Source organism: Paracoccus haeundaensis (genome assembly GCF_006239215.1).
Lineage (GTDB): Bacteria > Pseudomonadota > Alphaproteobacteria > Rhodobacterales > Rhodobacteraceae > Paracoccus > Paracoccus marcusii.
In genome coordinates, this window is record NZ_VDDC01000026.1 from 20,286 (window position 1) to 41,301 (window position 21,016).

The window sequence follows — 21,016 nt, forward strand, 5'->3', positions numbered from 1 at the left end:
ACAGGGGCAAAGGTGGCCGTCAGCTTGCCGGTGCCCGGCACATGGCACGCGCGGCACAGGGGGCGTCGCCTGCGTTCTTCAAGATGATCCGCACCGGCGGCTGCGCTTCCAAGGGGCAGCTGTCGGCACAGTTCAGCTACCTGTTCAGCAAGAGCGTGGACGTGCATGATTCACGCGGTCTTCTGGACGGTGAGAAGCGTCTGACGCCGGAGCAGATCGAGCGTGCCGTATCGCGCTGGACCGACGACTGGCGGGGCCAGATGAATGCGGCCCGGACAAGCCACATGGTCATGTCGTTTCCGCGCAATGCCAAATCCCAGCATGTCAGCATGATTGCCGGGGAAATCTGCAAGGAGAAGCTGGGCGGGCGGTTCGACTACATGATCGCGGTTCACACTGACAGCCCGAACAAGAACCCGCACGCTCATATCATCGTCAATCGACGGGGCAGGGAGCCGGGGGATTATTTTACCCTCCGGCAAGGCACCGAATACACCTACCAAGCCTTCAAGGAGGCGATGGTGGATCATGCCGCCCGTTACGGCATCCAGCTTGAGGCCACGTCGCGTTTGCAGCGTGGTCATATCCATTACCCCCCCACCGATGGCGCGTGGCGGCGGGCACAGGAAAAGGCAGCGACGACAGGCGCTGCCTTCGAGGCTCCTTCGGGGACGCCTCGCGTCGGGGACGCGCTACGCCGCGCCACCGACGAGGTTCGCGACTGGTCCCTGCGCTATCGCGAACTCGCCAGCTTTGCCTCGCAGAGCAACATGCAGGATCTTGCTACCGCATTTGAGAAGGCATCTGCCGTCCTGTCCCAGGGCGGCGTCATTTTAGCCAAGGGAGACGCTTACATGTCTGTCGAAGAAGACTTTGATAAGGCCGCCGCCAATCTGAGGCGCGCGGTCGATGACGCGGAAATTCGCATTTCAGACGCGGCACCGAACCAGCGCCCCGCGATGGAACGCAAGCTGGCCGAGGCGCTGTCCTCGGTCGAGCATCTGCAACCGCTTGGCGCCCGGTCGCGCGACCTGAGCGAGGCAGCCAGCGCGGAAGGCATCTATTCGGCGCAGAACGTCGAGGGGGTGAACAGTCGCTTTGCGCTAGAGGGTCGCGACAAGCTGGCCCTGGCTCTCGACGGGACCGGCATCAATCCGGTCGAGGTCGAAGCCCGGATGCGGCTCGGTGCCAATTCCGCGGCGCTGGAAACCCGGTGGGTTCAGCAGGATTTGCAGGCTGTCGCTGATCTGCGCGGGCTTGACCTGCGCGATGCGGCGCAGCTTGAGCAGGCCATCGCTGTTGTCGATGCAGCCCATGACCGCGTAGCGGCTGACTATGGCGTCGATGACGCCATCCATCAGCGTGCGGCGGCACAGCGTGGTGTTAGCCATGAGCAGGGCGTGAACAATGTCCATCCCATCCGTGAGCAACTGAATGAAGTCGGTCGGATCGACGCAGGCCCGGATGCGAACGACCAGCTTGAGCGGTCGCTAGAGACGGAGGCGCTTGAATACGCATCAGGCACCTCCATTGGCTCGCGCGACGGGATCAGACACGATCATTCCGATCTGAAGCAGCATGCCAGCCCTGTCGGCGCGGACGACGAACGCAAGCTGCGTGAGGCTGTTGAGAAGGCGTTGACCCGCGAGGAACTGGTTGCGCTCAAGAACGGCGATGCGTCGGTTCTGCGCGGCGTGGGCGACAGGCAGGACCAGCTGACCATGGCACGCGATTATCTGCGCGCCACCAACGATCCGGGCGCGCAGCAGGGCATCGAGCGTGTGAATGACGCGCTGACCACCGAGCGTGACCGCGTTCGTCAGGAACGTGGCCATGAAGGAAGCGGCCATGAATAAGCTACACATTCTTGGAGGCGTTCTTCTGTTCGCCCTGGTGGGCACGAGTCTCGCCTATGTCGTCGGAACCGGCTTTCTGTCATTCCGCTATGGTTTTAACGGCGAGTATCTGGATTGGACCTGGATCGCGACCGGATACTTCGCCCTCAAGAACAATGATCCGCAAGCCTTCCGGATTATCAATCTGATCTGGGGCGGCTTCATCATCCTGTCGCTTCTGTTCTCGGCACAGGTTCTGACCGACAAGCTGACCACCTTCGGTCGTGCGGATTGGCAGAGCCGTCGCCAATTGAGGGCCAACAAGTTTTTCGAGAAGCCGGGACGCGGTTTTGTGGTCGCAAAAATGGGATCGCCAAAACGCAGGGCCAAATTCCTGTGTTCGGCGTCCTTTCCGCATTGCCTCATGGTGGCCCCGACCGGTTCGGGTAAGGGCATCGGATTCGTGGTGCCGAACCTGCTGCTCAATCAGGGCAGTGCGGTCGTCCTCGACGTGAAAGGCGAGAACTTCGAGCTGACCAGCCGTCATCGCCAGGCGATGGGGGACAAGGTGTGGCGCTTTGCGCCGCTGGATTGGGGCAAGCCCAGCCACCGTTACAATCCCCTTGACCGGATCACGGCGCTTCCGGACCCGGACCAGCGGCAGATGGAAATCCGTCTGCTGGCAGAGCTGTTCCTGCAAACCGAAGATGACAGCATGAAGGGCCTGCTGGATGGCGGCATCGACCTGTTCGTGGCCTGCGGCATCTTTGCGATGGAACGCAACAAGGCGACCCTGGGCGAGATTTACCGGCTGGCATCGGCAGGGGGCGACAAGCAGAAGCAATACCTGATCTATGCCGACAAGGTGAAAAGCCCTGCCGCGAAGCTGATGTTCGAGCGGCTGGCCTCGACCAACGACCGCACCCTGACGTCCTATCTGTCGCTCCTGATGACCTCGGGCCTTAGCCTGTGGTCCAACCCTGCAATCGACCGGGCGACGGAAACAAGCGACTTTAGTTTCCATGATTTCCGCCGCACGCCGCAGACCGCGTATTTCATTGCCCCGCCGCATGACAAGATCAAGGCGCTGGCGCCGCTGGTCCGGCTGTTCTTTTCGGACCTGCTGTCCAGCCTGCACACACACGAGCCGGGGGAGGATGAACCCTGGCCCGTAATGATCATGCTGGACGAATTCGACATGCTTGGCCGCATGCCGATCGTGGCGGACAGCATCAAGACCCTGCGCTCTTATGGCGGAAACCTGGCAATCGTCACCCAGACCATTCCGGCGCTGGACAAGATCTATGGCGAGGACACCCGGCTGTCGCTGCAAGGTGGGGCAGGGGTGAAGATCTACCTGGCACCCGCCGATCCGCGCACCAAGGCGGAGCTGTCGGCAGCCGTGGGCAAGACTACGAAGAAGGTCACGGCACGGTCGAAGACCATCGGCAAAGGACCGTTCCAAGGAACTAATATTTCTGAGCGGACCGAAGATCGCGATCTGCTGACCGAAGATGACGCAGGCCGCTTGGGTGAGAATACTGTGGTCATTATCGCCAATGGTCAGCATCCGATCAAAGCAACCCGGATCAAGTATTTTGAGGACCGGGTGCTGAAACCAATCTTCCTGGCGCAGAAAGGACCGCTGCCCGCACCCGATCCGAAGGACGCGGCCATTCGTGATCTTCAGGGTAATTTGGTGCGTGCTGTCGCACAAATCGACGACCTGTCAAATCAGGTAGAAACCATCGCGAAGCAGCGCAGTCGTATCCGACCTGTTCTGCCTGAAGGTCTGATTGGTCAGGTTCAGAATAAGGAAAATGGCGGTGATAACCCAAGCAGTTCGAGGGATGCTCTCAATGATAGCGTTCAGGAGCCTCGCGTTCCCAAGCGAATGAGGAAGGTCAACATGTCAATCAGACCCGATGATCTGGTTGGCAGCGGTGACGACAATGTTAGGGCATTGATCCAGACAACTGTAAAAGTCGATAAGATCACTCCTGACGACGATGGTGCAGCCGTTGCAGCTGCCGAATAAAGAAACGGGCGGCCAATGGCCGCCCGTTTTTTCAAACCTTGGTATCCTTACTGGATCAGAAGATCGTCCACGGTGCCCCCGGCAGTCAGGTGATCTTTCACCCAACGCGGCTGCCGCCCCCGTCCTGTCCAGGTCTCGGACGTATTGTCGGGATTGGCGTATTTGGGCGCAACAGCTGCCTTGGGGGCCTTTCCACTCGCCAGCAGGTCCTTGAGCGAAAATCCGTGTTCCTCGGCTGCCTTCTGCGCGGCCGTCAATGCCTGTTCTCTTTTTCTGGCCTCAAAGCCGTCGATCTGGCGACCGACCGCCTTGTGAAGATCGCGAAGCTCTTTCAGCGACATATTCTCAAGATCGAAATTCATCGCGGTTCCTTTTCCAAAAGTAAGGGCAGCCAAAAGCTGCCCTCATGTCCCTCGCTTATGCGAACATTATTTTCCGAGTATGCGGGCCTTATCCTGCATTCTATTGATTGATGCTGCAACCCCTGTGGTCGCCTGAAAAACAGATGGGTGTGCTGCGAATGCTTGTCCGGCGCGACCGACAGCATTCTCACCACGCGCCGTTTGCGCTGGAATTTTGGTAAGAGCGACTGCGCCCTGGCCTGCCTTAGCTGTGCTTTTCACGGCGTTCAAAGAGGTCCTTGAATTGTTCATGAACATTCTTCCAGAAGCAATGACCCCCATCGCATGTATTTGTCCTGAAACACTACTGACGATACTTGGAAGAAGGGCAACGCAGATCAATATAAGGATCATAAGCACGATGAAAGGAATGAAAGCGCCGATACTGTCGTAAGTATCCGTCCCAATCCTGTTTATCATGTCGTTGCCCATGGACAGCATGATCGAGAAGATCGAGGCGATAAATAGGGGATAGAGTGACCAGCTGATGCAGGAAGAAAGCCAGCGTTCAAAGAATCCCTTCGTCGCTTCGAACAGCGTCATTGCGATCATTATAGGGGCCAACCCCAACAATACAGTGATGACCACCTTCGGGAACAAGATCATCAAAGCAGATACGGCCGCAACAGAGCCGATGAGCAAGGATGAAATGCCCATCATGATCATGGTGCCGAACCAGCCGCCCATTTCCCGTCCGATGGTCGTGGCCGCTCTCGCAAAACTGTCTAGCATTTCATCAATGGCTACAGCAAATCCGTCCGTAATCGTCGGCCCGCTCAGGCCGTCTCCGCTGGAGGCCAAAATACCGCCAGCGGTTGCCTCAATCGCACTCAGGATACCGTTTGCCACCGCCCAGAATTGGTTCCAGTTCCATGCGAATATTCCAATTAAAGCCAACTTGATCATCAGGCCAATGCAATGCGCCCATGCCATGGGGCGCAGCTGAAGCATCATGTTGATACCGACAAGAGCTACTGCCAGGACGGCCATATATCCGACAAGGGTGCCCGATGCTTCAACCAAACCAAGGAAGGTCGACCTCGCAGCGTTTTCAAGAAATCGTTCGGCAGAGTCCACAATCAGCGCAACAACCGACATATCATTGACCCCGCGATTGACTGCAAATTGTCAGCGCATCAAAATGTTTCGAGCTTGCTTGCCGTAGTGCTTTACGCCTCAGGTCAGCAATTTCAGCGTTGCTCTTCCCTTCGGTTATTTGCTGATATTGCCAATCTGCCTCATCCCATGATGGATACTCAATATTGCAAGGGCATGAATTCGTATCAATAATTTCATTAAATCGTAGTGCGTCATATAGATCGGTAAGGAGCAATGATTTTCTGACGTCGGCAGGTGGCAGGTCCATTGCCCATTCCGGGCGTGGAGGCTTCACGCATCCATAACGTGTTGTCTCACCCCCGGCCTGGGGCTTTGACAAATCCGGCATGGTAAAATCCATAAAGTCCCGCTCGGCCTGTGTCGGCTGCGGCTCGGTCTGGGCTTGTGCAAATTGCACATCGCCCATTCGCGCGGTGGATGCAGTCTCGGCAGGGAGCCAGCTGTTAAGGACGGCACCACCGATCGCCACACCGACAGCAAGCGACGAGAGAGTGATGAAAAGGGTTTTCTGATCAAACATGGCTTGTGTCCCCATTATCCCCGGTTTCGGGAATGTAAAATTCCAGCACGCCCCGGTCGCCCCCGGCGCGGCCGGTCTGGATCACCACGTCGATTGAACTGGCGATATAGCGCAGCGTGTCCGCGTAGGTCAGCGGCAGTTCCGACTTCAGCGCCATGATGGCGAGCTTCGATAAAGCCAGCTTCGGGGTTTCGGCATGGATGGTCGTCATTGACCCGCCGTGGCCGGTGTTGATGGCTTCGATGAAGGTCATGGCCTCCTTGCCGCGCACCTCGCCCACGATCAGCCGGTCAGGCCGCATTCGTAGACAGGAGGTCAACAGAATGTCCGGCGTCCTTGTCCGGCTGTCCCGGTCCGCAATCAGCGTCACCACGTTCGGCTGTGTCGGCACCAGCTCGGCGGCATCTTCAATGGTAATCATCCGTTCGCTGTCACTGACATAGGACAGCATCTTGCGGGCAAAGACCGTCTTGCCGCTGTCGGTCGCACCAGCGATCAGTGCATTCATCTTGTGGCCGACAATGAACGCCATAGCCGCGTCAATGTCACCGGAGGCTGCCAGTTTTTTCAATTCCCGCTTTGTCTCCGCTCGGGCCTGGTCCACCGAGTATTCCTGACCGTGCAGATATTTTATCTGGATCTTGTCGAGGGGCAGGGACGAGAAGAACCGCATCGAGATTGCAGCACCCGACAAAACGGCAGGCTCTGCCACCACCTGCGCCCGGATCGGGCGGCCCCGGTAGACCACCGAGGTTGAGATGATCGGAGCTTCCCGGCCAAGGGTCAGTGTGCCCGCACTGGCAATGCGGCGGCCCAGGTCCATGACTTCCTGACGGTTCATTGCCGCGCGCGTTTCCAGCTTCATTGCCGGATCGCCGTGTTCCAACGACCAGATGCGACCGTCCGGGTTGATGGCAATTTCCACCAATGCGGGGCTGTCGATGACAGCCCCGATGCGGGCCAGGGCTTCGTCCAGATAGCTGCCATGGGTCATGTCGTTCATGATCAGAAAATCTCCAGATCGCGGTCCACCATGACGGTGATCCGGGTGCCTTGGTTGACTGTGATGGTCGGCGGCATCGAGACATACTTGCCGATGGCAGACTCCGTTGCGCCACTGACGGCATTGGACACGCCTGTTGCTGGATCGTTGGAACCGCCCGTCGAAATGGTCACGCCCCCGTCGCTGCTGTCGTCTTGCAAGGCCGAGGGAATGGCCGAAATTGTGGAAATCAGGGCCGCCGCCCCAAGCCTGCGGAAGAAGTGATTGTTGACCTTGCCGGTGGTGCCGGAACGGCCCAAGGCATCGCCACCGAAGGAGCTGATCTGCACCGACTGGTTGTCAGGCATGATGATGCGTTCCCAAGCCACCAGAAGCCTGTTCTGGCCGGTATCCACGTCAGCCGAGTAGCTGCCGATCAGACGCGACCCGCGCGGGATCAGGATGCGCGATCCATCATAGGCCACCACATCGGTTGTCACGAGACCCCGGATCGGGCCTTGAAGGGTCGAGTCGATGGCTGTTTCCAGAACCGCCTGGATCATCGTGCCCTGCGTGACGGTGTTGGACGGGTTCACGATGATCTCTGCGCGCTGGATCTGAACCGGACGCCCGGCATCACGCACGAACTGGGCATCATCGCTGAGACGCGCCGCCTGCTGCGCAGCCGCCCCGTCTCCAAAGCCCGCTGCATCAGCGACGGCACCGGCGCCGCCGCCGCCGAGTGCGACCATGGAGGACTGCAAGCGGGCCTGCTCCAATTGGGCCGCCTCATCGGCGGCCTGACGGCGCTGCGTAAGCAGATCGTCAGAACCGCCCGGCATCACGCTCTGGCCGTTTTGCAGCCGCAGCATGTCCAGATCGTTCTTCAACTCGGCAATTTCGAGATTGCGACTGTTGAGTTGATCGCTCAATTCCTGTTCGCGCGATTGTGCCTCGTTGCGCAGCTGATCCAGCTCGCCTCGCATTCGGTCGAGGGCTTGCGTGTCCACGACAGGTTCACCATCGGCATCCTCGGCCGGGGCCTCGGACAGCCGGTCAATCTGGTCCTGCAAGCCTCGGATCAGCTCGACCACTTCGGAATTGTCGCTGACGGGCGCAGAGGCGGGTTCAGCCACTTCGACAGGTTCAGGTTCGGGCGCGGCCTGCGGGCGGGTTTCGAGGTTGCCAAATCCGCTGCCCTCATTTTGGAACTCCTGCGCTTCGCGCACAGTCAGGTCCGGGTCGGTGGCAGGCTGAGAATAGACATAGACCAGACCGGCCAGCACGGCCCCGCCGCACAGAAGCGCGGCCATCCGGGCAGCTTTCGCCGCAGGATTGGCCTTGGACTGTGCCCGTGGATTGGACTTCTCCATATCAGCCAGGCGCGTGCGCAGGTCGATCGTTTCTTGCTCGCTCATTGCACCAACCTCACGGCTTTCATCATCCCCACAGTCGATTCAACCGTTCCCAAGCGCAGCATCCAGAACGGGCTGGTGCCGGTTACACGCACCACGCCATCGGGCATGGTCTGGGAATTGACCGTGATTTCCTGTCCCGCCGTGACCTTGAAGATCGCGGGCAGTTCGCCGTTGCGTCGAAACTTGAAGTAGGTGAAGGCCCCATCGTCCCAGACCAGCGTCGGGGTGGTGCCGTTCACGATGCTGCCGCCATAGTCGTAATTCAGCGGACCACGGGCGACCTGGCGGTTAGCGGGCGTGGCGCTGCCCGAGCCGCGCGGGTAGGTGAAGCGAACCACGGAGAATTGCGCCGAGGTGGTTTCGGAAACCTCGAAGTAGTACTGCCGCTTGTTGGTATAGACGTTGATGTTCGTGGCGGCGCCGCTGGTTGTGGGCTTCATCACGAAGGCGCTGCCACCGGGCACCGCATCGAAATTGAAGCTGACGGTATCGCCCGCAACCACGGATGTGATTTCTTCATCCGGGCCGAACTCCACGGACGTAACCCGGCCTACCTGGGTCTGGACACGATAGACTTGTCCATCGACCCATTGGGCATAGCGGACACGGGCATCGAGATTGCCCGCCCGGGGGGTCACTTCGGCCAGGGCGCTCGACGCCCCCATGCTGGCCGCGCACATCGCAATGGCAAGACAAGTGCCGCGCATCATTGGATCTCCGATCTGTCAGAGGTGATTGCGTATTCGTAGACCGAGAAGCCGAACGGGTTGGTCCAGACTTCTTCAAGCGAACGGGCCTCAGTGGTGTCGTAGCGAAACGCCAGCGTGACGGTGAACAGCCCTTGGGTTTCCCCATTGCTATCCTGCAGCCGCTTGCGCAGACGGACCTGGGCCCGATCATTGGTGATCCGCGTAACCGAAAGGACCTCCACGTCCATGCGCGCATTCTGCCCGTATTTGCGCTGAGGATAGTCCGGGTTTTCCGACGACCAGAGGCTGCGCATGGATTGCAGCGCCGCCCCCGACGACCGGGCCAGCACCGAGCGAACCCGAAGGTCATTGTCGAGCATGCTGTAGGTTTCCCGGTCGCGCACATAGGCGTGGACCAACGACTGCACGACAGCATCACGGTTGCTGACAGAGATCGTTTGCAGGTTCACCATCGGCAGCGCCATACCGCTGGACGGATCGAACGGCACCAGGACCGGGGCGGGCGTCTCATGGCTGGCAGCGATCACCGCCGCCATGATGCAGCCGATGGCACCGAAGCCCCAACCCGCCACCCCAAACTTCTGCCAAAAGGCACCGCGCCGGCGCTCGCCGTAGATCAATTCTTCCTCTGTCTCACTAACACTCCGTGAGGCGACGGCCGCGGCTTGCGCCTTATTGTTTTTGCGATTGAACATCGGTGGCCTCACTGCAAATCCGGCATGGTGAAATCGAGCATCTGCTGCTCCTGCGCCCAGGCACTGGCCTGCGACACGTCCGACATGCCCATCCCGTAGCTTTGGATGGCGAGAAGCTGGTTGTTCTTGATCAACTCGCTGACGGCCTCGCCCATCATCCGGGTGTTCAGGTCGATGGCTTCCTTAATGCCGGTCTGTTGCGGGATTTCCCCGACCAGGCGGTCAAGGCGCTGGAGGCTGACCGCAGACTCGCGCTGCGCAGTGTCGGCCGAGGCCGCCACCATCGCGCCGGTCGTGGCTTGGTTGGCGGCGCGTTTTTCCGCCACGCTGCCATCCCGGCCCATGGCCTCGACGCGTGCCGGATCGAGGCCCGCTCCGATCATCGTCGTCTGCGCGGCCGCCTGTATCTGCTCACGGTAGTCCGAAGACAGACCCGACCAGTCGCCGGAGGATGCCGCATTGGCGGCTTGCAGGATGCTGGTCATTTTTGGGTTGAGAACCGCATCCATACCTTCGCCCATGAGAAGACCCTGAATGTCGGCATTGCCGGTCAGGACGGCATAGATCTGTTGCAGCTCATTCGTCTGCGATTGCAGTTCGGCCAGTTGTTCGATGAACTGGTCCAGCATGTCGCTCTGGATGCCGTAGTCTTCCAGCATCCGCCTGATCTGCGTGATCTGCTGCGCGATGGACTGGGTATCGACGGTCGGCACGCCCTGCGCCGTGACCGGCGCGGGCAGTGCCACAGACAGGCTCAGACCCGCGCCGACGATCAATCCTTTGAATGCAATTCGCATCTTACAATCCCCCTTCAAAATTCAAGAATGCGCGCTCCTGCGCGAAGGCTGATGCAGCCGCTATTTGCTCAGCCGTCATCGGCTTGGAGCGGGCGGCGACGAGGCGCGTCCTGATGACCAGCAGACGCACAAATTCGGCGCGCACATAGCTGTTCAGGGCCATCGCCTCTGCTGCGTTGCCGGTATCCCCAAGACGGGACATAGCTTCTTCAAGGCGGGCCATCGCCAACCCCATGTCCTGCCCGGCTTCATCAGCATATTCCGCCGTGGCCCCGCCGATCATCGCCCGGTCGGCATTCGCCATGTAGCTGGCTTCGATGCTGCCGATCTGGTCGGCCGCGCCAAGCGCCGCCATGTATTCCCGATACTTGGTCGGGATGATCCGGACGTAGTTCTGGGTTTCATTGAACGGCGGCACACCGCCATGTCTGCGCACATTGCCCGCCCCGGCGTTATAGGCGGCAAGCGCCAGGGTCATGTCGCCGTCGAACGCATTCAGCTGCTGTGCCAGATAGCGCGCGCCGCCCTCGGCCTGGACGTAAGCGTCAGACTTGTAGGTTGCTTGAATCCCCAAATCACCAGCAGTTTCCCACATGATCTGAGTGAGGCCATAAGCCCCCGCAGGCGATTGAGCGTGCGGATTGAACCGGCTTTCCTGCCAGATAAGAGCCTGCAACCAGCACCGCCACTGGATCAGCGACAGCCCGGCACGCTGCATGTGGTGGGTGTCCTGCGCTGCGCGGATGATGATCTGTTCGACGTTCTCACGCTCGCCGCTGAACAGCCTGTCCGCAGCGGCGCTGTTGTCGGTGGCATAGACTTCCGCGGATGGAGCAAAGCCTTCCTCTAAGCCCCGAACCGTTTCCTCGGCCCCGGCCCCATTATCGGGCAGGGTCATCCCTTCGGTGACTGCCTCCAGTGCCTCGACCTGCTCCCGTTCGGCTTCAACGCGCTTGCGGCCTTCCTCGGCCTTCTGCCGTTGCAGAGCGAGGTCCGCTTCAAGCCGCAGGGTAATTTCCGCCTCGCGGGCATTTTTAGCCGGATCGACAACCGGCACACCCTGCGCCATCGCCGTGCTGGACAGCATCAGGGCAAGAGCAGGGGCCGCCAGAGCCACCGCCAAGCTGCCCGCAGTCCCTTGCTCGATCCTTGACGTCTCGCGCGGGCCTTTTGCGGGCAGGGAGTGAGGATCACCGTTGCGCATAAGGACCGTCCTCGACCGCGCCCTCATAGACGCCCACCTGTCGCACCGCGTCCTGGCGCGCTTCGCCCCACAATTCTTCCAAGGGCCGAAGATCGCAGGTCAGGTCGCCCCGCGCGTTAAAGCACTTGCTGCTGACCGGCTTGGATTGGGTTCCAGCGCAGGCAGACAGGGCGAGGGACGCCAAAACGGCGCAGAGAGCATGCTTACGCATCTTCAAATCCTTTCCAAAAATCAGGGCGGGTCCGGTAGTCCGCGCCGACCAGCGCCTCACCGGCCTTCATGCCGCCGAGGATGGTCAGGAGCGGGCCAAGGGCCGAAAGGTCAGTGTCGATGACATGCGAGCCGTCATCCGACCGCAGCAGGGCGATCCGCGAACCGGGATTCACGCCCATGAGGATTTCCAGCTCTTTCTGGTTCAGCGGCAGCCCGGCATAGTCCTCGGCACTGGCATCCTTGTTCGGCAGCAGCATCTTCGTAGGCAGTGCCTGCATCAGGGTCCGGCCATGCGCGGAGGCTTGGAGCTGATGCGCAAATTGCGTCATCATCACGACGACCGTGTTCTGCTTGCGCGCCGTGACCAGCCAGTTTTCGATGCGGCCCGCAAAGTAGCTGTTGTCCAGCGCCTTCCAGGCTTCATCAATGATGATGATCGTGGGGCGCTTGTCCTCGATCTGCCGCTCGATGCGCCGGAAGATGTAGGACAGGACCGCCATGCGGGCTTTTTGATTTTCGCTGTCCAGAATATCCGTCAGGTCGAAGCCGACAAACTGACCGTCCAGCGAGAAGGTGTCCTCGACCTCGCGCCCGAAGATCCAGCCGAAGCGGTTTCCCTCGGTCCACTCGTTCAGCCGTGCCGACAGCGCGCCCCCGTCATGGGTGGAACCGACCAGCTGCGCAAACTGCGTCCAGGTCCGCAGGTTGGGGTTTCGCGCCTCGGCGTTTTGACGCACGGCGTCGCGCACCGCGCGGGACTGTTCCGGGTGCAGTTGGCTATGGCCGGTTTCCATCAGGTGAATGATCCAGTCGCTCAGCCATTCCTGTCCCGACGTGTCCGTTTCGATCCAGAGAGGGTTGAGGCCCGTGCGTTCGCCTGCCTTCAGTTCGGAATACCGGCCGCCCAAGGCGCGCACGGCCATTTCCATACCCCGGCGATAGTCGAAGACAAAGACCCGCGCGCCGACCCGTTGCGCTTGTGCGGCCAGGAATGCCGCCTGCACGGATTTGCCCGACCCCATACGGCCAAGGACCAGCGTATGACCGTTGCTTGGTTCCTTTTTCGAATTGCCTTCTTCATGGAAGTTGAAGCGGTAGGCACTGCGCGAAATCGTCGGAAACCATGTGATCGGCGTGGCCCAAGGCACGTTGTCACCGCTCTTGCCCATCGCAGCACGATGCAGCGCGGCGAAGTCGGCAAACTGTTCATTGGTGATCACGCCTTCGCGGATGCGGAAGGCACGGTTGCAGGGATGCTGGCCGAAATAGACGGTGCGGGCCGTATAGCCCTGCGCGACCATCTTGACGCCCGCGCCCACGGCGATGTTGCGGATCATCGAGCTGACTTTTGCCAGTTCTTCCTCAGTGTCGGCATAGACGGCAACGGCCATCTGATGCTGTCCGAAAGAGATCTCCCCGGAAGCCAGACGGTTTTGCGCCTGTTGCACTGCCTCGATCAGGTTGGCGGCCTTGTCGTTGATCGCGGCGCGGCGGCGCAGTTCCCGCGCGATCCGCTCTTCCATGATGCCGCTGTTGACCGGAACGTAGTAGTTCGACACCACCATATCGACGGGCAGGTCCAGTTCATCGAACATGGTCACGAAGGACTCGCGCGGAAACTCCTTGATCGAGTAGATCATGCCCACCCGATCCGGCAGGCTGCCCCCGGTCAGGTAAATCTTGTCGCCCTTGAAGGTGACGCGGGTGTTGCTGACGGTTTCCGCAATGGTCCGGTCCAGCGATGTGTGAAATGTCGGAACCTCGATCCCGGTATTGATGCTTTCGAGAAAGCCAAGCAGTTGACCGCTGGATGCGGTCAGCACATGCGGGTTCATGCCTGACAAGGCCGAGCAGAGAAATTCCACGACCTCCTGCAGCTGGCCCACCTGGCCGTCGATCTGCCGGGCCAGAGCGTCCTGAGACTGGCGCTGCGAGAACGGGATCTTCGACAGCACGTCAGGCCGCTTGATGACGGTGATGGTGATAGTGTGTTCGCGCAGGTTGGCGCGGCTCATATGGGCCTGCCAGCGCCGGTCGATCTGGGCCGCAAGCCCGTCGCCTGCGACGGGCGGAAGGGCCGTGTCGATGCGGCGCGATACCTTGTGGACGGTATAGGCAAACTTGTCGCCGGTCTGGGCGATGATACTGGCGAAAATCTCCTTCATCCGGTCCAGCTTTTCGTCAGCGACGGTCAGGCTGTTCAGCCCGGTGACGCGGATACACTGGAAAAACTCGTTCCCCTTTGTGCGTATGGTCAGGTCGTCGATCAGCGAGATATAGGGCAGCATGGAGGCCACCGATTGTTCCCGGCTGGCCCATGCGGGCAGGGCATTGAGGGCAGCAGGCCCAATCCGAAGATTACGGTTCATAGCTATCAGCACCCCATTGGTCGCGGTTTTTGGTTCGGCGGGTTTTTTTGCTCACGACCGTGACCACATCGAAGAAATGCGGGTCCCATTCGGCAGCGATCCAAAGGGCCGGATAGGAAAGGGCCGTGAATATGAGGGTCCAGAAACTCTGGACCCACACAAAGGCCATGACGGACCCCACCATCCAGATCACGGCATAGAACATCGGAAGACCCAAGACGCGGGCCGGGCGAATGAGGCCGAGGAACAGGGGGGACCGTTTGACCATGAGATTACTGAGTGCCCCACATCGCGTTCACGATGACGCTGGCGCCGGCGACGATGGCGATGCCCGCGACGACATAGACGACAGTGCGGAAATCGACGTAGCCCATCAGCCAGGCCGCGCCGATGCCGATCACGGCCAGCGTTGCCATGGCCCGGCCGAGCGGCCCGGTAAGGGTGTCGGCAATCCCAGTCAGAATGTTCGTAATCGGGCTGAGGTTGATCTGCCCCTGGGCCATTGCAGGCTCGGTCATCAGCATGAAAAGACCGACAGCCAGCAAGGCAAAGAGCAACAGGTTAAGTGCCGAAACCGGCATTGATTTGGTCATAAGGTATCTCCGTTCAATCGGGTAAAGACGGCCATCACCTTGCGGACGTGACCTTGGGTTTCGCGGTAGGGCGGAATGCCCCCGTGGCGCGCGACAGCTTCAGGGCCAGCGTTATAACCAGCCAGTGCCAGCTCCATTGATCCGAACCGATCAAGAAGAAGGAGCAGGTATCGTGCAGAACCATCGAGGTTCTGGTGCATATCATGGGGGTTCACGCCGAGCGTTGCGGCGGTGGCTGGCATCAGCTGGCCGAGGCCGATAGCCCCGACATGGCTCCGCGCCCGAGGGTTGTAAGCACTCTCGATTTCAATATTGGCACGGTAGAAATTCCGCCATTCCATGACTGACATTCCGGCTTTGCGCAGGGCGACGTGACCGCCGTAGCGCATTGCGGTCTGATCAATTGCGTTGAGGATTTCTTCGCTTCCGGAAACTGCACGCGGCGCGACAAAACCGCTTTCCGGTTCTGCAAGAAACGACATGGAGTCTTGGGAAGGGGATGCCGGGCGTTCAGCCTTTGGAATTATCGGCTGCCCGCCTGATCCGAAATGGCGAGCGAAGCCGTTGCTTTGTTCTCTGAATTGAAAGGCTCCATCGGAGCCGGGCACGAGAACCATGCCATTTGCAAAGGAGTGGCCTGGATTAAGCGGAAGAAGCCCTATCAGGCAGCCAGCCATTGCCGGAGAAAAGGAGGATAGTGAAGACCTAGCTCTTTTTCTTATCTTCTGGTTTTGTTGACGTTGAATGGACCGTCCGCTCGTCATCAAACAGCGGAACATCCACGTGCCTGAATCCGGCTTCGTGCATAAAGGAAGTAAGGCCGTTAATTGTCCTGAAAACCCTGACTTTAATTTCGTCCATATCATCGACCTTTCGTGGTGTCGTGACGAGGAGTTTTTCAAAAGTCCCTTCTGAATTAACGACGCGAACGATCCATTCGCCATACCAGACGGATGCTTTGCGGTAGGCCGCCGCTTGGCAAACGACCTCAGCGAGATAGCCGCTAGCAACGAGCTTTCTGAATCTGGGTTCTGTAACCACATTCGGCGTTTCTTTTTCTAACTCTATTTCTTCCACGCCTGTGGTCCTCCAATTGGTAGGACCAGGCACCCTTCTCGGGTGGCCCAGTTCTACGATATTATAATATTGACAGCAATCCTATAGGATTGCTGAACGCTACTTTTCCGTCGCGCAGCCATCAGTAGGGCGCGGACCAATGAAATTAAAGATACTTCGGATGTGGGCCTGTGCTGGCTGAGCGGGAAGATGGCCTGCAGGCTTGCCTGCCCTTCGAGGTCCATATGGGACGCGGTTTCGATGATGCCGTGGTCAAGACTGTTGCCGAACCACATCGAGCACGCCAATGAGATGGGCACATCGGACCTGCATTGAACCAGCATTATGTTGGCGGCTTGCTTGGCCTTTCACGGACCGAAGCATGCACCCAGGGGACCTTAGACGAAGTTGCCTGTGCCAGACGTGCGACAACCAGAGCAAACCTAAAACCGCTACTCTGCGGACGACGGCATTTGCGTAAAACTGGTTGACTGAGACAACCCCGTTACTGAAGTCCTGCCCCTAGCGCTCTAAGCGCAATCCTACCTGATGCCTCTTCGGTACTGTGACGGGTAAATCAAGTGCACAGTGCATTTAGATAAGTTGACTAACACCGCTGCAAGCTGCTGAGTGCACTTGTTCTCCATTTCCAAAGGTAATGTGATGCGGGCTGAAGTCATTTTTAACAACTTAATTGTGTCTGGCGTTGCGGCGCAGGTTGACAGCTACGACCAGATCCAAGTGTCCTCCTACGGCGGCACCCCCATCGTGAGGGACAATGGCCAGGTGACGGTCGACGTACCGATCACAGGCAACGCTGCTTCTGTGACATCGCTCGACTTGTCTGGTCTGGTCGGCGCAGGGGCATCCGTCAGCTGGTACACCGGCGTTGATGGCCGGGTAACTGGATCTGCAAACGATGATTACATCTACAGCGGTGGTGGACGTCAGCGCCTCCTTGGTGGCAACGGAAATGATTACATCAACGGTGGTGCTGGAAACGACACCCTGTGGGGTGGGAATGGCAACGATCGCCTCTTTGGTGGCACCGGGGATGATCTGATCCTCGGGCAAGGAGGAAATGACACGATTGATGGCGGTGAGGGCTATGATACCATTCACATGGTTGGAAACCGAGCTGACTACGAAATTACGATCAATAACGGTGTCTATAGCATCCAGTATCTTGGGCGTGGACGTGACGGCCTTGATACGTTCGCCAACGTAGAGGCCATTCGCTTCGCTGATCAGACAATCCAGATTGACCCATCTCCCACCAATTTGGACGCTATCGTTTCTTCCGGAACCCTTACGGTATCTGGCGTTGCGGCGCAGGTTGACAGCTACGACCAGATCCAGGTGTCCTCTTACGGCGGCACCCCCATCGTGAGGGACAATGGCCAGGTGACGGTTGACGTACCGATCACAGGCAACGCTGCTTCTGTGACATCGCTCGACTTGTCCGGCCTGGTCGGCGCAGGGGCATCCGTCAGCTGGTATACCGGCGTTGATGGCTGGGTAACTGGATCTGCAAACGATGACTACATCTACAGCGGTGATGGACGTCAGCAACTCCTGGGTGGCAACGGAAATGATTATATCAATGGTGGTGCTGGAAATGACACCCTGTGGGGTGGGAATGGCAACGATCGCCTCTTTGGTGGCACTGGGGATGATCTGATATTTGTCCAAGCAGGGTTCGACACGGTGGACGGTGGAGCGGGTAGCGATACCATTGACTTCGACGGAAGCTCGTACGATTTTGAGGTATCTGAAGCTAATGGTATTTATACTGTGACTGAGCGTGGATCCGGCGAAAATACTTTTGGAGCAACATTTTCAAATATCGAGACAATTGTGTTCAGTGATCTTACAATGGATCTTTCTGATCCTATGGCATGGGCATAGATTGCCCTATTAGATAAAGTAGTCCCACCGAGACATTACGGTGGGACCAAATCTATTTCACGGGAAAATAGGCTACAGCGTCTGGCATAGGTTTTTAAACGGCGTCTCATTTGAAGCAGTGCGGCCGGAAGCCGCCCTTATGCACTGGATCCGGCGTAAGAGGTCTATGAGGCGTGTGCGGTCGGCACATGTCTCATTCATAGATCACGTTATCGCATCTCTCGCCCTTCCACATGATGGCGACATGCCCAGTGTTCCACTTGTAGAGCCAACCCACGACTTCCCGCGATCCCTGATCCAAGACGCGCTTGATCGGATGAGCCTGCTCTCTCTCGTTGAGCGATCCAGTCGTATCGTCATCGACGGACACGATTTTGCTGCCTTGAATACCCATATCATTACTCCCAGGGGCGGCGCGGTGTGTGGCAACGCAGCGCGTTCCATCCACCGGCGATTTGTTCATTTCTGGTTAATGAACTATGTTCCGCGGCCTGATCACGGCACGATACGAAATTGAGCGAAACAGAACGAAATGAAACCCTCCAACATGCTGATAAAAAATGGAAAGTTTTTCGTTCAGCCTGATGCTGGGGGCAGAGATTTCAAGGTGCTTTTCAAGAACCTCACGGCGGCAGGAGCCGGGCGACCGGTTGACGAAAACGGATTTCCAAAAGGCCCTTGGACGGCAGACCTTCTTGCTGAAGCGATCTCATTGATCGACGCAAACCGGGCAGGGATAGAGCTACGCACTGTTCAGCTCTGGTTCCAAGACAACGACAAAGGCATCAGTCCAGAGAACATCCGATGGCTTGCGCGGATCTTTGGCTGCGACGACCCCAAGGCGACAAGCGCCTGGCAAGCTGAATTGAGTGCATCGCAAAGGCAGCTGGTTGCCCAAAGACGTGAGCGGCAGAAATCTTTCGTCAGCAGCGCCTCTGAGGCAAGCAACCTAGAAGAAATAGCAGTCGAAGTTGGCGACGGGATCGTGATTGAAGCCGACGACGATCTTCCTGATGATATTCAGCCCAAAAGACGCTTCAGTCTGGCCCGAACATCAGAGGCAATCTTTGGTGGGGGATCGTTCCTAGACCTGCCGGTATCAGTCTTTGCCGGCGCGGCGGTGCTTGGATTTATGTCGGTATTCCTGGGTGTCCATAGTATTACCTACGCGGAAAACAATGGACCATTGAAGCAAGTAGGCTTTTTTTGGGCTCCAAACTGGACACTTCTTTTCATGGTTTTCCTGCCTCTCTTTCTCGGCTTTTGCCATGAGGTCATAGCCTTCTGGAAAAATGAGGGACGAGACCTGCTTGTTGCAGCAAGCGGTAGTACAGAGGGCAATAATGGATGGTTGAAAAAGGTTGAGGCTTCGCCGCTTACCTACTGGTCAGTGTTTCTCGTCTGCATAGGATTTGCGGGTCTTTTCCAGTGGGTCAGTGTTCGCTTGTTGCCCCTTATTGATGGTAGTCGCGATTATGCGATTGATTGGGGGTCAATTGGCATCATACGCCCTGAGCTGACGTCCGTAATGGCCCAGGCATTCTTTACCGGAATTGCTTACCTGTATATGTGTCTCTGCTTCTATCTTTTCTTCGTGGGACTCATTCTCCTTTACACGTTGGCATATGACTATAGAGATATTAAACGCCAATCAGAGAGGGTTGATGATGACAACCTGTCAGATGCTATCCTGGGGGTCAGCGCAAAAATTTCTAGAGGAGTTTTTAGGTGCGCTATATCAGGTATCTTGATTGCAATCTGCATGAAGCTTCAGTCTGTTTACTTGGTTACAGACAGTAGTAATATCATAAGCTGGTTTGTGAATGACTTTCTGGCTGTCACGGTTGGGAACGACACTATTTTTAGCAGCAAAGACTTCAGTACCCCTAACCAATATACAAGTATGCTTATTGTCATGGTAACAGTGTTTACGTTCGCTTATGTAATTTCCCAAGTGGGGCTTGTACGGCAGTTTGGAAGTGTCCGTATAAAAATGGCAGGTTGTATCCTTTCTTTGGTTATAGCCTATACGGCTATCGGGATGTTCGATGGCTTTTCAATCATTCTAGGTCTTTCCATACTTCTCGCAGCCTATGGCCTCTTTGATCCATGGCTTGGATCGCGGTCTGGCATTATGGAAAGGCGCGTTGATGTATCATAGCTGGCTGGATCGTTGGGATGATAAACGGGCGCAGCGTGGAAACGCGTTAAAGTGCCAGACTGTGTTCAGTCTGGACGCGCATCTTGCGTTTCCTACACCAGGAAATGAAACTATTGGTATTGCTAATTTCATCCGCTTGGCTGAGCGAGCTGTCGCTGACGCTTCATTTTTTGAAGAACCCGCGAAGTCTGATTTCAATTATACATGGAAAGATGGCTGGATCGAGTATCAGTCTGATATTAAAACGGGCGTTGCGCAGAACGACCGTGTTCAAGCTAAAGTAACTGACAGCATAACCAAGAAACGCGCCCTTATTATTTTTCATCATTGGAATGCGAGATCGAGATATAAGCGGATCGCTGCATTCCTATCGAGGCGGGGAATTACGGTAGTCCAGATCGCTATGCCGTATCACTTTGAACGGTCCCGGTCGGAATCGTCATACGCGGATTATATGATTAGCTCTAATTTGGGCCGGACACTACAGTCGGTTCAACAAGCCGTATCGGATGGGCGGAAGCTGATACGCATCCTGGAACGTGAGGGCTATGAGCATATTTCGGTCTTGGGCATAAGCCTTGGGTCTTGGATCGCTGGCCTTGTTGCCGCTCTAGACCGAGCTGTTAGGAAGGCAGGGCTTTTTCTAACCGCAGGTAGTCTGGCCGATATGGTTTGGACCGGAGATGCCACGAAGCACATTCGCGCCAGCCTGGAGGGCCAGATCGACACCACGCAACTCAACAGAGTGTGGAGCCCGCTGAATCTCGAAAACTATACAGAGCAGTTGGCACGGCCCGGTCTGGAGCTTCTGATTGTCGTTGCGACCAGAGACACTGTGGTGCTGCCCCATTTGGCAGAACCTTTGATCACCAAGTTGAACCAGGCCGGGGCGAGGGTGGACTCCCTACAGCTGAACTGCGGGCACTATTCGTTTTCGCTGCCACCTTACATCCTACCGGCAGGTCTTCGCACGATCCGGTTTCTGACAGGGTGAAGA

At 57.8% G+C, this 21,016-nt stretch carries 20 protein-coding genes; 5 read left to right on the forward strand and 15 right to left on the reverse strand.

Features of this window, described 5'->3' with window-relative positions:
* Window positions 1-41 precede the first annotated feature (41 nt).
* Together FHD67_RS14100 and FHD67_RS14105 are read left to right on the forward strand one after the other, a co-directional pair.
* Entirely contained in the window at window positions 42-1,856 is a 1,815-nt protein-coding gene (locus FHD67_RS14100) for a relaxase/mobilization nuclease domain-containing protein (RefSeq protein WP_176695137.1), read from the forward strand.
* Window positions 1,834-3,873 (forward strand): type IV secretory system conjugative DNA transfer family protein, encoded by a 2,040-nt coding sequence (locus FHD67_RS14105; protein ID WP_246071303.1) that lies wholly within the window; start codon window positions 1,834-1,836, stop codon window positions 3,871-3,873. The genes FHD67_RS14100 and FHD67_RS14105 overlap by 23 nt, the downstream gene beginning before the upstream one ends.
* 47 nt (window positions 3,874-3,920) lie before the next feature.
* Here the strand turns inward: FHD67_RS14105 and FHD67_RS14110 are convergent, their stop codons facing one another.
* From FHD67_RS14110 to FHD67_RS14175, 14 genes are all read right to left on the reverse strand, one after another.
* Complete coding sequence (locus FHD67_RS14110; protein WP_139599063.1) at window positions 3,921-4,235, reverse strand: H-NS histone family protein; 315 nt, start codon at window positions 4,233-4,235, stop codon at window positions 3,921-3,923.
* 66 nt (window positions 4,236-4,301) lie between these two features.
* Window positions 4,302-5,372 carry a TrbL/VirB6 family protein gene (locus FHD67_RS14115; RefSeq protein ID WP_139599064.1) on the reverse strand — a complete coding sequence of 357 codons (1,071 nt, stop codon included), beginning with the start codon at window positions 5,370-5,372 and terminating at the stop codon, window positions 4,302-4,304.
* 1 nt (window position 5,373) lies between these two features.
* On the reverse strand, window positions 5,374-5,913 hold the full coding sequence (locus FHD67_RS14120; RefSeq protein WP_139599065.1) for a hypothetical protein: 540 nt from the start codon (window positions 5,911-5,913) through the stop codon (window positions 5,374-5,376).
* Complete coding sequence (locus FHD67_RS14125; RefSeq protein ID WP_425467274.1) at window positions 5,906-6,916, reverse strand: ATPase, T2SS/T4P/T4SS family; 1,011 nt, start codon at window positions 6,914-6,916, stop codon at window positions 5,906-5,908. The genes FHD67_RS14120 and FHD67_RS14125 overlap by 8 nt, the downstream gene beginning before the upstream one ends.
* A 2-nt stretch (window positions 6,917-6,918) precedes the next feature.
* Window positions 6,919-8,313, reverse strand: a complete 1,395-nt coding sequence (locus tag FHD67_RS14130; RefSeq protein WP_139599066.1) for a TrbI/VirB10 family protein — start codon at window positions 8,311-8,313, stop codon at window positions 6,919-6,921.
* Window positions 8,310-9,023 carry a TrbG/VirB9 family P-type conjugative transfer protein gene (locus FHD67_RS14135; RefSeq protein WP_342775309.1) on the reverse strand — a complete coding sequence of 238 codons (714 nt, stop codon included), beginning with the start codon at window positions 9,021-9,023 and terminating at the stop codon, window positions 8,310-8,312. The genes FHD67_RS14130 and FHD67_RS14135 overlap by 4 nt, the downstream gene beginning before the upstream one ends.
* Window positions 9,020-9,718 (reverse strand): VirB8 family type IV secretion system protein, encoded by a 699-nt coding sequence (locus tag FHD67_RS14140; RefSeq protein ID WP_139599067.1) that lies wholly within the window; start codon window positions 9,716-9,718, stop codon window positions 9,020-9,022. The genes FHD67_RS14135 and FHD67_RS14140 overlap by 4 nt, the downstream gene beginning before the upstream one ends.
* 8 nt (window positions 9,719-9,726) lie before the next feature.
* Window positions 9,727-10,515 carry a type IV secretion system protein gene (locus tag FHD67_RS14145; protein WP_139599068.1) on the reverse strand — a complete coding sequence of 263 codons (789 nt, stop codon included), beginning with the start codon at window positions 10,513-10,515 and terminating at the stop codon, window positions 9,727-9,729.
* A gap of 1 nt (window position 10,516) precedes the next feature.
* Window positions 10,517-11,719: a lytic transglycosylase domain-containing protein gene (locus FHD67_RS14150; RefSeq protein ID WP_246071304.1), complete on the reverse strand. Its 1,203-nt coding sequence runs from the start codon at window positions 11,717-11,719 to the stop codon at window positions 10,517-10,519.
* A 203-nt stretch (window positions 11,720-11,922) separates the two neighbouring features.
* Complete coding sequence (locus FHD67_RS14155; RefSeq protein WP_139599069.1) at window positions 11,923-14,301, reverse strand: VirB4 family type IV secretion system protein; 2,379 nt, start codon at window positions 14,299-14,301, stop codon at window positions 11,923-11,925.
* Window positions 14,291-14,569, reverse strand: a complete 279-nt coding sequence (locus FHD67_RS14160; protein WP_127899642.1) for a VirB3 family type IV secretion system protein — start codon at window positions 14,567-14,569, stop codon at window positions 14,291-14,293. The genes FHD67_RS14155 and FHD67_RS14160 overlap by 11 nt, the downstream gene beginning before the upstream one ends.
* A 4-nt stretch (window positions 14,570-14,573) precedes the next feature.
* Entirely contained in the window at window positions 14,574-14,894 is a 321-nt protein-coding gene (locus FHD67_RS14165; RefSeq protein ID WP_231559042.1) for a TrbC/VirB2 family protein, read from the reverse strand.
* A complete protein-coding gene (locus tag FHD67_RS14170; RefSeq protein ID WP_139599070.1) occupies window positions 14,891-15,511 on the reverse strand; it encodes a lytic transglycosylase domain-containing protein in 621 nt (206 codons plus the stop codon). Before FHD67_RS14170 ends, FHD67_RS14165 begins: the two co-directional genes overlap by 4 nt.
* Window positions 15,512-15,599: 88 nt before the next feature.
* Window positions 15,600-15,971, reverse strand: coding sequence for a hypothetical protein (locus tag FHD67_RS14175; RefSeq protein WP_231559105.1), 372 nt, complete (start codon window positions 15,969-15,971; stop codon window positions 15,600-15,602).
* A gap of 615 nt (window positions 15,972-16,586) precedes the next feature.
* Here FHD67_RS14175 and FHD67_RS14180 point away from each other — a divergent pair.
* Complete coding sequence (locus tag FHD67_RS14180) at window positions 16,587-17,858, forward strand: calcium-binding protein (protein WP_139599071.1); 1,272 nt, start codon at window positions 16,587-16,589, stop codon at window positions 17,856-17,858.
* Between the two features lie 193 nt (window positions 17,859-18,051).
* Here FHD67_RS14180 and FHD67_RS14185 read toward each other — a convergent pair whose 3' ends face one another.
* Window positions 18,052-18,321 (reverse strand): hypothetical protein, encoded by a 270-nt coding sequence (locus FHD67_RS14185; RefSeq protein WP_139599072.1) that lies wholly within the window; start codon window positions 18,319-18,321, stop codon window positions 18,052-18,054.
* A 69-nt stretch (window positions 18,322-18,390) separates the two neighbouring features.
* Between FHD67_RS14185 and FHD67_RS14190 the strand changes: the two genes are divergently transcribed.
* Window positions 18,391-20,019 (forward strand): RcgA family putative transporter, encoded by a 1,629-nt coding sequence (locus FHD67_RS14190; protein ID WP_218062312.1) that lies wholly within the window; start codon window positions 18,391-18,393, stop codon window positions 20,017-20,019.
* Window positions 20,009-21,013, forward strand: coding sequence for an alpha/beta hydrolase family protein (locus FHD67_RS14195; protein WP_139599073.1), 1,005 nt, complete (start codon window positions 20,009-20,011; stop codon window positions 21,011-21,013). Before FHD67_RS14190 ends, FHD67_RS14195 begins: the two co-directional genes overlap by 11 nt.
* The last annotated feature ends 3 nt before the right edge of the window (window positions 21,014-21,016 follow it).